The sequence below is a fragment of the Crocosphaera watsonii WH 8501 genome (assembly GCF_000167195.1).
In the GTDB taxonomy this organism is placed as follows: domain Bacteria; phylum Cyanobacteriota; class Cyanobacteriia; order Cyanobacteriales; family Microcystaceae; genus Crocosphaera; species Crocosphaera watsonii.
On sequence record NZ_AADV02000020.1, the window covers coordinates 21,012 to 35,009 of the forward strand.

Annotated in this window: 11 protein-coding genes and 2 pseudogenes; 3 read left to right on the plus strand and 10 right to left on the minus strand. The window is 36.8% G+C overall.

The genetic code is table 11. The features are described from left to right. Positions 1 to 42 precede the first annotated feature (42 nt). Entirely contained in the window at positions 43 to 681 is a 639-nt protein-coding gene (pdxH, locus tag CWATDRAFT_RS14300; protein WP_007305684.1) for a pyridoxamine 5'-phosphate oxidase, read from the plus strand. Here the strand turns inward: pdxH and CWATDRAFT_RS14305 are convergent, their stop codons facing one another. The 5 genes from CWATDRAFT_RS14305 to CWATDRAFT_RS14325 all read right to left on the minus strand — a co-directional run bounded on the left by CWATDRAFT_RS14305 (position 682) and on the right by CWATDRAFT_RS14325 (position 5,242). Continuing rightward, entirely contained in the window at positions 682 to 1,422 is a 741-nt protein-coding gene (locus CWATDRAFT_RS14305) for a GUN4 domain-containing protein (protein ID WP_007305697.1), read from the minus strand. Between the two features lie 181 nt (positions 1,423 to 1,603). Next, entirely contained in the window at positions 1,604 to 1,840 is a 237-nt protein-coding gene (locus CWATDRAFT_RS14310) for a DNA-directed RNA polymerase subunit omega (protein ID WP_007305696.1), read from the minus strand. Positions 1,841 to 2,395: 555 nt separating this feature from the next. Next, the gene (locus CWATDRAFT_RS14315; RefSeq protein ID WP_007305695.1) at positions 2,396 to 3,547 is read right to left on the minus strand and encodes a pyridoxal-phosphate-dependent aminotransferase family protein; all 1,152 of its coding nucleotides are present in this window, start codon (positions 3,545 to 3,547) and stop codon (positions 2,396 to 2,398) included. A gap of 176 nt (positions 3,548 to 3,723) precedes the next feature. Next, positions 3,724 to 4,443, minus strand: a complete 720-nt coding sequence (locus tag CWATDRAFT_RS14320; RefSeq protein ID WP_007305694.1) for a glutathione S-transferase family protein — start codon at positions 4,441 to 4,443, stop codon at positions 3,724 to 3,726. 58 nt (positions 4,444 to 4,501) lie between these two features. Beyond that, positions 4,502 to 5,242 carry a DUF1995 family protein gene (locus CWATDRAFT_RS14325; RefSeq protein WP_007305693.1) on the minus strand — a complete coding sequence of 247 codons (741 nt, stop codon included), beginning with the start codon at positions 5,240 to 5,242 and terminating at the stop codon, positions 4,502 to 4,504. Between the two features lie 383 nt (positions 5,243 to 5,625). Here CWATDRAFT_RS14325 and CWATDRAFT_RS14330 point away from each other — a divergent pair, with 383 nt between their 5' ends. Further along, the gene (locus CWATDRAFT_RS14330; protein ID WP_007305685.1) at positions 5,626 to 6,195 is read left to right on the plus strand and encodes a DUF4126 domain-containing protein; all 570 of its coding nucleotides are present in this window, start codon (positions 5,626 to 5,628) and stop codon (positions 6,193 to 6,195) included. A gap of 8 nt (positions 6,196 to 6,203) precedes the next feature. Here CWATDRAFT_RS14330 and CWATDRAFT_RS14335 read toward each other — a convergent pair whose 3' ends face one another. From CWATDRAFT_RS14335 to mutS, 5 genes and pseudogenes are all read right to left on the minus strand, one after another. Further along, a complete protein-coding gene (locus CWATDRAFT_RS14335) occupies positions 6,204 to 6,890 on the minus strand; it encodes a glutathione binding-like protein (RefSeq protein ID WP_007305692.1) in 687 nt (228 codons plus the stop codon). 1,065 nt (positions 6,891 to 7,955) lie between these two features. Next, positions 7,956 to 9,441 (minus strand): annotated as a pseudogene (locus tag CWATDRAFT_RS35890) (IS1380-like element ISCwa5 family transposase). Between the two features lie 154 nt (positions 9,442 to 9,595). Then, entirely contained in the window at positions 9,596 to 9,919 is a 324-nt protein-coding gene (locus tag CWATDRAFT_RS14350; RefSeq protein ID WP_007305689.1) for a type II toxin-antitoxin system RelE/ParE family toxin, read from the minus strand. Positions 9,920 to 9,924: 5 nt separating this feature from the next. Next, the gene (locus CWATDRAFT_RS14355) at positions 9,925 to 10,206 is read right to left on the minus strand and encodes a type II toxin-antitoxin system Phd/YefM family antitoxin (RefSeq protein WP_007305688.1); all 282 of its coding nucleotides are present in this window, start codon (positions 10,204 to 10,206) and stop codon (positions 9,925 to 9,927) included. 87 nt (positions 10,207 to 10,293) lie between these two features. Beyond that, a complete protein-coding gene (mutS, locus tag CWATDRAFT_RS14360) occupies positions 10,294 to 12,948 on the minus strand; it encodes a DNA mismatch repair protein MutS (protein ID WP_007305687.1) in 2,655 nt (884 codons plus the stop codon). A gap of 365 nt (positions 12,949 to 13,313) precedes the next feature. On the opposite strand from mutS, the pseudogene CWATDRAFT_RS14365 reads away from it, so the two are divergent. Continuing rightward, positions 13,314 to 13,998, plus strand: a pseudogene (locus tag CWATDRAFT_RS14365) (transposase family protein); the annotation flags it as partial.

Below are 13,998 nucleotides of genomic sequence, written 5' to 3' on the forward strand. Positions count from 1 at the left end.
CTAGAATAGTTAAAAATTTTCACTAAAACCTTTAAACAAACAATGGATCTCACTGCTTTAAGAGAAAACTATACCCGTAACGGTTTAACTAGAGATGATTTAAAAACCGATCCCTTTAAACAGTTTGAAAAGTGGTTTCAAGAAGCCACAGAAGCAGAGTTACCAGAACCAAATGCTATGAGTTTAGCCACTGCTTCTGCTACTGGGGAACCCTCTATTAGAACAGTTCTGTTAAAATATTTTGATGAGGATGGATTTGTCTTTTTTACCAACTACGAAAGCAAAAAAGCGCAACAAATAGAAGAAAATCCTCACGTTGCTTTATTATTTTTGTGGCTTCCTTTAGAACGTCAAGTAAAAATCCAAGGAACTGCTACCAAAATTCCTACAGCAGAGTCCTTGAATTACTTTACCAGTCGTCCAAGAGGCAGTCAATTAGGGGCTTGGTGTTCGGCACAAAGTTCCGTTATTTCCTCACGAAAACTGTTAGAAATGAAGTTTGAAGAATTAAAGTATAAATTTCAACATGGGGAGATCCCTTTACCTTCTTTTTGGGGAGGATATCGAGTTAAACCGAAAAGGTTTGAATTTTGGCAAGGACGACCAAACCGTTTACACGATCGCTTCTCTTATACTTTAAAAGAGGAAACAACCTGGGAAATTGCTCGTTTAGCCCCCTAATTATCCATTGTTCATTGTGAATTCAGACCAAGCAGGATGGGCAAATAAAGAAGCAGCTACCCTTACCCCTCTTAGTTGATTTAAGAGGGGAAGATGGCCAACTGGCGCACTCATATCCCAAGTAAATTGATTAGGGTATTGAGTCCAATTATTATCATTTTTCCAGCCAATTTTTGGCCATAATTTAGGAAAGTCTTTCCCCACGGATAACCATAACTTTCGTTGTACAGAAAAGCCAAATTTTCCCTCTGAATGCAACCGCCATAAGTTATCAATGGTTTGTAAATCCGTTGTAGGAAACTGGTCTACTTCTGTAAAATAAACCCATTTACGCTGTACTGCCCCATGTCCAGCTAATTCACACAAGAGACGACGGGTGAGGGTATCTGCGTCTTGAAACTTTTGTTCAACTAACAATTGATTCAGGGGTTGATAATCGAGATTACGTTGAGAATTAAGAGGTATAATACCATCAGGAAAATGGGCTTTAATAAATTCTTCTGTAATGGGTTCTTTTAATGTATAAAGCTGCCCATAGACTTTACCTCGTACAATATCAACTTCATTAACATCCGATGTTTGTAGAAACTTCATTAATACTTGCCAACCTTCTTCTCTAAGTGCGATTAATTGGGGAATTAATTGAAGTTGGTCTTTTTGTTTCCCGTTAATAAACTTATCTGTCAGTTGGGAAAGATTTTCGTCTGTATTTTCGATTGTAGCGGTTTGCTGGTTAGTCATAAAACTATTCTGGGAAACTAACAGTAATGCTTTTTATTGTTTAGATCCATATTAGTTAGCTAACATAAATCTAAAGTTTTATCAAGACCACTGTGTAATAGGAAAAAAGGACAATGATCACTCATTGACCGCTACTAATATTATCTCAAAAAGAGGCTAACTTTAGAAGCCAAATCATCGATTAATTTAAGTCATGACCCAAAATTTCGGGTTCAGTAAGTTCGTCTGACATTTCTAAAACAGCGCGGATCACTGGTTTCATCAGAGAAGGATCTCCCTTTTCATCATCCTCAAAACGACAACGTTTTGCCCTTCTCGAAACTTGTTCCACAATACGATAACGGTTTGAAGCCGCACTCATCAAGCGATGGGCTCGCTCCACCATTTCACCAGAACTAACAGAAAAATCTCTAAGCATTGTCATTAATCACTCATAACCGCCTCCTTGACACTACCAAACGAGGGTAAAGAACAATGGAAGAGGAGGATAGGGAAAGATTAATATCTATGAGGCAGAAAGTGAAGGGCTCTCCCTTATTTATGGTGATCAGGAAATTTTACCTGATCGTAGGGTGGGTTAGGTGCGGATTTGATTTTGATAAAAACTTATGATGTTTTTATTCGCACCGTAACCCACCATTTTAAATATGTAGTCTGTTGTACTTTTTACACCACACTGTCGGGAGAGCCATCCTAAACAGCTAAAATCAGCAGAAAACTGGGAAAAAGCCATTTATACAGAAGCAGAATTTAATTTTATTAGAGGTGAATGGACTCCCAAAGATAAAGCAGCAAATGAAGCCAAAATCCAGGAAATTAGAGACTTAAACTAATTGGATCTGGTGGGTTACGGCGAGTTAACCTATCAATAATTACTATCAACTCCTAATTATCGCCTAACCCACCCTACGCAAAGGTTTAACGTTTAGCTGTAGGCCGATGCACTCCCCACCTTACTCGGTCAAACTATACATCAACTCTTGAACACTTGGGATGCAGCAGCAATACCAGCACCAGAAGTGGCTCCCTGATGACCTAACTTTTGTAATGTGGCTTCTAAAGCAGCGATCGCAGTTAACACATCTCGTTCACTGACAAACCCTAAATGGCCAATGCGGAAGATTTTCCCTTTGAGGTGATCTTGTCCACCAGCTAAGGCAATATCAAATTCTTTTTTCATGGTAGAACGAATAGCCTCTGCTTCAACCGTAGAAGGCATAACCGCAGTAACAGCGTAACTAGCCACTTCATCGGCAGCAAAGGGGGATAACCCTAAACCTTTAACCGCGGCACGGGTGGCTTGGGTTAAGCGTTGATGACGGGTAAACATGGCTTCTAACCCTTCTGCTTTCATCATCTCTAAAGCCACTTGTAACCCATACATGAGGTTGACTGGGGGGGTAAAAGGGGAACTACTTTTATCCGTTGCTTTTTTGTAAGCCCCTAAATCTAAATAAAACTTAGGTAAAGTAGCTGTTTCGTAGGCTTTCCAAGCTTTAGGACCAACAGCTACAAATCCTAGTCCGGGAGGGATCATATAGCCTTTTTGGGAGCCTGAGGCCACCATATCGAGTCCCCATTCATCCATTGGTACATTGACAGCACCTAAACTGGTGACAGCATCCACCATGATTAAGGCTTCTCCGTGTGCCTTAACATAGCTATTGATGGTTTGAAGGTCATTGAGAACCCCTGTAGAGGTCTCAGAATGGGTGATAATAACCGCTTTGATGCTTTTATCGGTATCGGCTTCTAACTTGGTTTTAAAGGCTTCTGGATCGAGGGGTTTACCCCATTCTGCGGTGATTTCTTCTACTTCTAAGCCAAAGGCACGGGAAATTTTTCCCCAACGTTCCCCGAACTTGCCGTTATTCCCCACTAAAACGCGATCGCCAGCACTCAAGAAATTGATAATTCCGGCTTCCATGGCCCCAGTACCACTGGTGGTTAACATGAGGACATCGTTTTGAGTCTGATGAAGCCATTTGAGGTTTTCGGTAATTTCCCCAATAATTTGGCTAAAATCTCCACTACGGTGTCCAATGGGATGTTTAGCCATTGCTAAAAGAACACTCTCAGGGACAGGGGTTGGCCCTGGAATCATCAGCATATGTTTATCTTGCATTCAGTCTTTACTCCTGCTTCTTTTTTCTCGATAGATCAGCCCCTGTTTTTTCCACAGAGATAGGTTGCTGCCAAGAATTAATTGACCTGTTCCTTTCCAGACTAAAAAAATCCTCGTCTCCTATGGGTTTTTTTAAGCATTAATTCAGATTTTGTGACTGGGGAGAGGTGATTATCCTATGAAGGATGAGAAGATAGCCAAGCAGCAATTTGTGGAGTTTGACTAATAATAGTTTTCAATGCCTCTAATTTAGGATAATTTTTAAATATATCTTTTGGGGGTTCATAGGGGCCAAACGGTTCCTTAATGTAGAAAGATACTGAGTCATCGGTCCAATGGGAGGCATAGGGATCTAAAGTATCTAGCAGGTCAAATACAGCTAAATCTGCCCAAGTTATTGAATCAGTAATCAAAGATGATGAACTTTTGTTATTAGAAATTATTTGCTCAAAGGTGTCAAAATGTGATGGCAAAATAACTTTAAAAAATTCATCAAGTTTTTCTACTTTTTCTTGGTCAGAGCGCATAGTCATGACAAACTTTCCTTCTTTGGTTACTCGATCAACATAACAGCCATAAAATAAGTCTAATAAGTCTCGCCAAGCATCAACAACCATATCAGATAAACCAGCTTCAATGTCATTTGATGGGTACAAATCAGCTAATTTAGCAGCATAACGAGCCATGGCACAAGATTGGCCGATGATCTGATCGTCTACCATAAGCACTGGTAGTTGCTGAAAGGGCAGTTTTCCTCCATCTCTCATTGAAAGATATTCAGAAAAAGAAAGTCTTTGATCGCTAAAAGGTATTTGACCATAAACCAAAACAAGACGAGTTAGTTCGGCTCTACCTTTACCATCATTGAAATAAAATACAATAACATTTTTGCTCATTTCCCTCTCCTCTTTAGCAACGAAAAATTAATACAAAATTAATTAAATTAGCTTAATTTTACTGGCTCAAAGCCTTCAAAAAACTTTGCATACTAGCGAAAATTCCTCCTTTTTTCGGTTGAGGTTGATTGCTGTCATCTTCTTCCCCTTTTAAAGCATTATTAACTAAAATATCTAAGGCTTCTCCCATGGGTTTTTGCCCTTGTTCGGCAATTAATTCATAACCATCTTCTTTTTCTAAGAATACTAACCAAGGGGAGGGATAGGAACGTAATACCACCACATCGTCTAAAGGACGAAAATAATACACAGATTCTAATGTACTAATAAACCTGTCTCGTAGTTGACGGGCTGCGTAACCAATGCCCACAATAGAGACATCTTCTAATTGAGGAATTAGCAGAATAACGGGGCGATCGCCGGCTAACTCACACAATTTTTCCACCGTTTCTACTTCCACTGAAGAGGGACAAACTAATAAAAAGATTTCATCGGCTTCAGAAATTTTCCTTTCTATACCTGTTGCTCGACTGCCTAAGTCTGTTACCCGAAAAGGGGTTTCTCCCCAGTCTCTTCTGGCTAAGGCCGCGGCCCCAGTGTCGGGAAAAATAACTTTTAACCCTGATTGTTGCCCTTCAAATAAAGTGGTAAACTCTAGAGCCAATGCTTGAGCTTGTATGGCAATTTCTGGGATAACAATTTCTAAACAAATACGTCCAACTCCAGATTCTAGGGCAATTTTCGCTGCTTCTTTGGCTTGGGAAACTGCTTGTTCTAAACTGTTGGGAACTTCAACCATGATGGGGTTTTTCAATAATGGACAATGGATAATGGATAATGGATAATTGCCTCTTCCTAAAAGAGAAGAGGATTGAAAAAGAGGAAATAGTTGATTTTTTCTCCTTGGAAGGAAAGGTTTTCAATTGAATTAATTAAACCTGAGTGCGGAATTCGGAGTTAGGAGTTCCGAGTAGGGGTCAACGGCCGTTGCCCCCTACATTGTTAACGAAAGAATCAGTGTTTGAAACTTCTGATTTTGATGAGTTGTCTATAAATTTCCTTATATCGAACTCAAGTTAATTAATTATCAATTATCCATTGCTAAGAGGCGATCTCTACTCTTATTGTACAAGAGTGAGCGACAATGGAAAATAGATAGCTTGATAGTAAGAGTAAAATAAGATGATTATTGGTATTTTAGCGATCCTTTCTGCATCCGCAGCGGCCGGCATGAGAATTGCGTTACCTTTATTAATTGTGGGCTTGCTTCGTAGTGATTTATGGTCACAAGTTCCTTTACTTTCTGCCATTCCGCCTCCAGTTTTGATTGGAATTTTAACCAGTTGGTCTTTGTTTGAGTTATTTGGTTCAAAAAAGTTATTAGGACAGAGAATTTTACAGATTATACAATTGATTTTTAGTCCTTTGGTGGGCGGTTTATTAGCGGTTACTGTGGTTAAAATAGCTAATTTAGAAATGAGTCCTTTATGGTTAATTGGAGTTATTGGGGGATTATTAGCTTTGGTTTTAAAATTAGTCCAAGTTGGGTGGTTTTTTCGCTTAAGAGGTTTACCTATATGGGTTATTTTTATTGAAGATATTATTTGTATTTTATTAGTTTTGTTTACTTTTGATGCCCCACAAAATGGGGGCTTAATTGCTTTGCTGTTGTTATGGATCGCTATCAGAAGTTCAACTGCTTGGCGCAAATGGTATCAGCAAAGTAGTCAAGTTTCTGATACTGATAACTGAATTTAACTTTATCTTCTTCCCTGGTTAAATAAAATCTTTTTAGATTCTTCTGTAATAGTTGCTCCCGTTTTCAAGTTTTTAGATATTTCATAAGCTTTTTGTACAGCCGGACGATTTTGTACAGCTTCAAACCATCTTTTAAGATTAGGAAAATATTCTAAGTTTTGCTGTTGTTGTTGATGGGGTACTATCCAAGGATAAACTGCCATATCGGCAATTGAATAATCCTTTGCGATATATTCCCTATCCTGTAAACATTTATCTAAAACCCCATAAAGTCGTTCCGTTTCTTTGACATATCTATTAATAGCGTAGGGTACTTTTTCTGGAGCATACTGACTAAAATGATGATTTTGACCTAACATGGGTCCCAGTCCTCCCATTTGCCAAAATAACCACTGCATAACCTCCATTTCCCCCCGTATATCTGTAGGTAAAAATTGGTTGATTTTCTTGGCTAAATATAATAGAATCGCCCCCGATTCAAAAATACTAATGGGTTCACCACCATCAACAGGTGAATGGTCAATAATAGCAGGAATACGATTATTAGGAGAAATTTTCAGAAAATCAGGATAAAATTGTTCTCCTTTGCCAATATTAACTAATTTAATATCATAGTTTAATTGAGCTTCTTCTAAAAAAATCGTGATTTTGTGGCCGTTGGGGGTTGTCCAATAGTAGAGATCAATCATAATTATTTATTGTCACAACACACCCGAAATTGTACCTCATTATGTAATAATTTAGGTAATAATTGTGCAAGCTTTACCAGATTTGTTTGATTATATAGCAATCACCGAATGATTCATGAGAACATCAAGATCCCCCCTTCAGTTCCCCCCTTAAGACCCCGTCGTTAACGACGGGGTTTGGGGGTTAGGGGGGATAAGTTTCAACATTAATTCTCACAACTGATAAATGATTGCTATAGTTATCAGAGTATCCTTGAATGGGTTGCAATGGATAAGGGTGCAGAAAGTGGAAGAACGAAAAATCTCCCTAACGTCCTAACCACAATGCGTATTGCTATAACTGGGTTCAGAAGAGGTTAACAAACATTAACCTCCCCAAAAAAGTCTTAGATTAGAGACTGTTTGTAAAGAAAAAATGATCCCCCTCAATCCCCCTTACTAAGGGGGACGTTTTATCATTTCCTCCTTTTAGTTCCCCCCTTAGTGATCCCCCCTTTAGTTCCCACCTTACAAAGGGGGGTAGTGGGGTAGTGGGGGGATCAAGAGAGTTAAGATTGACTTAACAAACACTCTTCTTAGACTTTAACCGTTATTAGCTTTATTTTGTTTCTTTTGAGCTAATTTACGCTTAAAAGATACACCAAATCCAACTACTTATATTTTCATGTAAACGTTTAGTTTTTAGCAAAAGTATAGACTGGTACTTTAGTTAGAGTCTATAGTAGATAATGAAGGAAACCTATAGTTATTAAAAAGATGGAAACCATAACCATTCCCAAAGGATTCAAAATAACTCCCCAACAATTTGAACAACTCGCTACCCGGATTTCTCACAAATTAATTTGAAAGCCCAATCCAGAGATGAAAAATGATAATTTTTAGGACTAATAGAAATTTTGAATATAGATGAATAAAAAAATTGACTTTGATTATCCAAAAATTGAGTTTAAGAGGGAATAATTATATTAACTTTTGATTTTCTCCACGATAAATAAGACTAAATGAAAGTATCAGTCAGTCAACAACTTATGATAGATATCTTTTTTAGAAAACAACTTATTCTACTTATCCAGTATTAGGAATAGTTTTAATTCTTTTGTTAGCAATAGACAAAATATCTTGATAAGGACAAGCACTAGCTATAGCGATAATAATTCTTCTACAACTAATCTTTATTCTGGCTCCCAACTTAAGAAGATTTAGACGTATTCTTCCCACAGTTGCTTTAGCCAATGAAGTTTTTTTTAAACAGTGTTGACGAAAAGCATTTATGAGAACATAAGCCCAGGAATGTATCCATAATCTTAGTTGATTACTTTGAAATGTTTGAGTTGAAGTTCTATCAGCTAACAAGTCTAATTGTTGTTCTTTAATCCGATTTTCCATCTCGCCTCTCGGACAGTATTTTTTTGTATAAAGTTTTGAGGGTGGAATTTTTGAAGCGGGCAAAGATGTCACCACATGGCGCATTTTTAAGCCATCACTTCCATAACAAACTTTTGTCACTACTCTTCTTTGACAACTCCATGACTTTTCTGTTTTATAACGAATAGAGCGATACCAAGTAGAAATTGGTACTAATTTTTTAACTTCTTCTAAATCTTCTTTTTTCTGAAATAAACTATCCATTAATTCAGTTATTGGAGCTAGTTTTTTTTCATATTCATGTTTGGCTTTTTCAATTACATCATCCGCTCGTAACTTAAGAACGCCATTTATTCCCATAGCTATAACATAATCAACTAAAGGCTGATTTTCACAAAAATAGAAGATTTCTTCACGGGCATAGGCACTATCACCCCTAACTAGGATATGAGTCTCTGACCATTTTTTCTCTAATTAGTCCGATAATTCTTTGTAATTCGTCTAAGGCTCCATCGGCTGGATCTACATTAGATGAACGAAGTTTAGCAACTAATAAATGATGCCCACAGAAAATATATAAAGGAGCATAACATACTCCGTGATAATAACTATTAAAAAATGCCCCTTCTTGATTACCATGTACTTGGTCATCCGTGACATCCATATCTAATATAATACTTAAGGGAGGTTTTTTATAAGACTCTAAACAAAATTCGACAAAAGATTTTTCAATGGCTTCAAAGTTGGGTTCTATTTTATGATAACGACTCGTTTTTTGGTCGAGAATAGTCTCAGGACAATATTCCAATCTATTAATTGTACTTTTTCCAGCTAACCATCCCTTTTTATCTTCAAGTTCATTAAGCTTTTCTAAAGCGATCTTAAGGGCAGGATCGTGACGTAATTTATCATGGTCATTGACATCTTCATAGCCTAAAATAATTCCATAAAGCCTTTGTGCTAATAACTCATGAACGGAATGATCTACATAAGATTGATGACGATGATCTTGAAAACAGTTACCAAACTTCTCGGTAATTCCCAGTTTTTTATCCAACTCAGCTATCCAGACAATCCCCGCATCTGAAGTGATTAGTCCCCCATCAAAATTAGCGATTATTTCTTTTCCTTTCTGTTTACTAAAGTTGATTACTTGACGAGGGGTTCGGGGATGACTGGGACTCATTAAATCAGTTTAAGGTAAATTGCTTTAATAATTAGATTATAGCATATTTTATTCTAACAATCTAGTACTATTAGAGATTTTATTAATAATTTTTTTGGAAAAATGAGTGATTGATTTATCTTTTCATCTTTGTCTAATTCGGGTTGATTTTAACTTAAAATCTGACAACAGACTGTTGGTTGGGGAAATCTGCGATCGCTCTGTTCAAACCCACTTCCTGTAAGGCTTCTGTGTTTGGCGATCGCAGATTTTGTGAGAAATTCGGGTAGAGGAGTTGCCGAATTTCTTCTTCAAAAAAATTGTTCTCAAACGCAACAGAACAACGGAGGGGCATTTGTTCCAAGGTCATGATGGCTTTGTAGATGCCTTCTAACCAACTTCTGGCATTGCGAGGAGAATAGCTACTAATCCAATAATATGCCTCTTTGATGCCTTGTTCTGCTTCAGGTTGGATGATAACTTGATATTTGTTGCTCATTAGGTTTAGTCTAACTGGTCAAACATCTCATTAAAAAAGCTTTCTGCGGTTCTTCCTTGTCCTTCTTTCATTTGGTCGAGTCCCCGTTTTATTCCTTTAAGGGTTTCAACAAGTTCTGCTGCGTTGAGTAAAGCTTGATAAGACTCAGCATCCTGTACTACAAGTTCTGCTTTGCCGTTAACAGTCAAAACAAGGGGATGTTTAGTTCGTTTAAGGTTTTCAACAAGTTCGCTAGTATTGCGCTTAAATTCAGTGAGGGAACGAATATCTTTAGTCAGGTCAAGCATGGTTTAACATTGAATACGCATTTAATTCTATGCTAACTCTTAGCAGATGGTTTTGACCTGGAGATAAAAGAAAAAGCCCTATTTCTCTTAGAAATCATCAAAAATATCTAATTGTTCGATCAACTCCTGTTTATTTTTGGTGTTTTTTGTAGGATTAACTTTGGAAATACCTTCCCGTAATCCTAAAGCAATTTTACTGTGTTTTTCTATTTGATTCATAACTTGTTTTGCTCTATTAATTACAGAAGTAGGTAAACCAGCTAATCTTCCTGCTTCAATACCATAAGATTTATCCGCACCTCCGGGCCTAACTTGATGTAAAAAGACAATTTCATTGGGTAATTCTTGAACAGTAACTTGATAATTAGCTATATTAGTAAGAATAGAAGCAAGTTCATTTAATTCATGGTAATGAGTAGCAAAAATTGTCCTTCCTTGTATTTCTGTTCCTAGATATTCCGCCACTGCCCAAGCAATAGAAAGTCCATCAAAAGTTGCAGTTCCCCGTCCAATTTCATCTAATAAAATTAAAGATTTTTTGGTTGCATGATTTAAAATATTAGCTGTTTCGTTCATTTCTACCATAAAAGTTGATTGTCCCGTTGCTAAATCATCCACCGCCCCCACACGGGTAAAAATGCGATCGCTAATGGCTAATTTTGCCCTTGTTGCAGGGACAAAACTACCGGTTTGCGCCATTAATTGAATAAGTCCAACTTGTCTTAAATAACAGCTTTTTCCACTGGCATTAGGACCTGTTAAAATAATTAAGTCTGGGTTAATTTCTCCTTGATTATCCCCCATATTCGTTGAGTTAGGGACGAATAAACCAGCGCCTAAAGATTGTTCAACTACGGGATGTCTCCCGTCCATAATTTCTATGATTCTACTGTCGACAATTTCGGGGCAACAATAACCCTGAAAAACAGCAATCTCTGCCAACCCTGATAAGACATCAATGGCAGCCACAGCTTTAGCAATTTCTCGAATTTCTTGGGCTTTCTCTGCAACTTTTAAGCGCAATTCTACAAAAATTTCATACTCTAATTTATTGAGATCATCTTGTGCAGTTAAAATGCGGGTTTCTCTTTCTTTTAATTCAGGAGTAATATATCTTTCTTCATTGGTTAAAGTTTGTTTTCTAACATAATTTTCTGGTGCTTGTTCTGCTTTACTTCGAGGCATACTTAAATAATAACCAAAGGTTTTATTATAGCCAACTTTTAGGTTAGTAACTCCTGTTCTTTCTCTTTCTGTAATCTCTAAATTAGCTAACCATTGACGATCATCTTCTAAGCGTTGACGCATAGCGTCTAAATCACCATTAATCCCATCCCTAATTACACCGCCATCTTTTAAATGTAAGGGGGGAGACTCTACTAAATGATCGATAACATATTGACCTAATTTCTCTAAGTCTGGGGGAACATTTTGTAGGGCTTTTAGATAAGGTGAATCACCTTGACTCGCTAATTCAGCTAATTCTTTTAACTTGACTAATGACTCCGCTAGTGATAATAAATCTCTAGCATTAGCTGTTCCTGCACCAACTCTGCCACTAATTCTTTCTAAGTCATAAATACTACGGAGTAATTGTCTTATATCTTGTCTTAAAGATGGATTTTCAATTAATTGTTTTATGGTATTTTGTCTAGCAACAATTCCTTTAATATTCAATAATGGTTCTAATAACCAACGACGTAAAGCACGACCTCCCATTGCTGTACAGGTGCGGTCTAATGCCCATAATAAGGAACCATGAAAACTGCCATCTCTCACAGTTTGAGTTATTTCTAAATTACGACGGGTTCGGTAATCTAAAATAAGGAAATTAACTTGACTATAAGTACGTAAAAGTTGTAAGGGAAATTGATGAGCTTTTTGGGTATCTTCTATGTAATCTAATAAACCGCCAGCTGCCCTAATAGCTAAGGGTGAATTTTCACATCCTAACCCTTCTAATGATCTTAGATGAAAGGTTATTAATAGCTTACTTTTAGCTTCATTTAACGTAAAAGGACTTTGCGATCGCAGGGAATAACAAAAACAGTCTGGTAAGACATCAGCTAAATATTGAGACTTCTCTCCGGGGCGTAATAAACTATTAATATCGGGGGCATTAGTAGGGATTAAAATTTCTGCTGGTTGTAGCCTTAATAACTCTAAATTCAGATTAGTTAAATCTTGGCATTGGGTAGTAAAAAATTCTCCCGTAGAAATGTCAGCGTAAGCAAGTCCCCAATGTTCTCCAGTAATAACAATAGCAGCTAAATAATTGTTCTGTTTTGCTGATAACATTCCATCATCTGTAAGGGTTCCAGGAGTCAATAATTTAGTAATTTTCCGCTCCACCATTCGCCCTTGTGCTGCTGCTTGTGCCGAGTCTTCTACTTGATCACAAATAGCCACAGCATAGCCCTTTTCTACTAATAAACGACTGTAACGATCCAAAGCATGATGAGGTACACCAGTCATGGCAACTCTGCCTATTTCTTTGCCACCTTCTTTACTGGTTAAATGTAATTCTAATTCTTGAGAAATAGTAACAGCATCTTGGAAAAAACATTCAAAAAAATCACCAACTCTATACACTAATAAAGTGTTAGGATATTGTTCTTTAACCTCAACATAATGCTGATACATTGGAGTTAATTTCTTAGCCTCAAGGTGACGATAATCAGTATGAGGTGAATCACTGGTGCCAATATTAGGGTTAGGGTTTGATTCTGAATAACTGGACATTGATAAAATAATGAGATAGTTTTCTTAAGTCAATCTATTATAATCTATCTCAGATTAGGGGAATCAAGGAAATATAAGAAAAATATAGATATCTTATCATCTAGAATGAAATAGCTCTCTAAGAAAACTAAGTCAATATCTTTTAACGAGTCTGACTATAATAATTTTTGGAATATTAGACCTCTTGCAAAAGTTTTTCGTGGTATAATAAAAGATTATTCATTTTTTGCATAGCCACCATTGGTAAAGCGATCGCACTCTCATAGTGGCGATCGCCTGAACCCCAAAAATCAATTAAGTTTTAAAACAAGAATCGTTGTATAATTATTAAAGATAACTATTCAGCTAAGAAAATTGATTTGATAATGAAATATTGGCAAGTTAAAAAGTTAAAAGAGACCGAATTCAAGCGTTTGACAGGAGTAAAAAAAAACTTTCAGAGTGATGGTTCGCACTGTCAAAGCTTATCTAAAAAGAAAAAAGAAACCCGGACGTAAACCAAAATTAATAGTTGAAGACCACATTCTCATAATGCTTGAGTATTTAAGAGAATATAGGACTTATTACCATATTAGTCTAACGTGGAAAATGTCCGAATCTAACGTTTGTCGCATTGTCCATAAAATCGAAAATATATTAATAAAATCTCGTCAATTTCGACTACCTGGAAAGAAATAATTATGGAAAACGAATTATCAAGAGGAAATGGTAGTAATGGATGTCATGGAAAGTCAAATTGAAAGGCCGAAAAAACGACAAAAACAGTTTTATAGTGGAAAACAAAGAGAACATACTTTAAAAACAGTGGGGTCAAATTTGGGACATCAATAAAAGTTCTTGCTGATAAAGGCTATCAAGGAATAGGAAAAATTCATCAATTAAGTGAAACACCCATCAAGAAAAAGAAAGGGAAGAAGTTAAGCCAAGAGGAGAAAAAATATAATCGGCAACTAAATCGATTAAGAATCACAGTCGAACATATAAATCGTCGCTTAAAAATCTTTAAAATCCTTTCTTATCCTTATCGAAATCGTGGTAAGAGATTTAGAT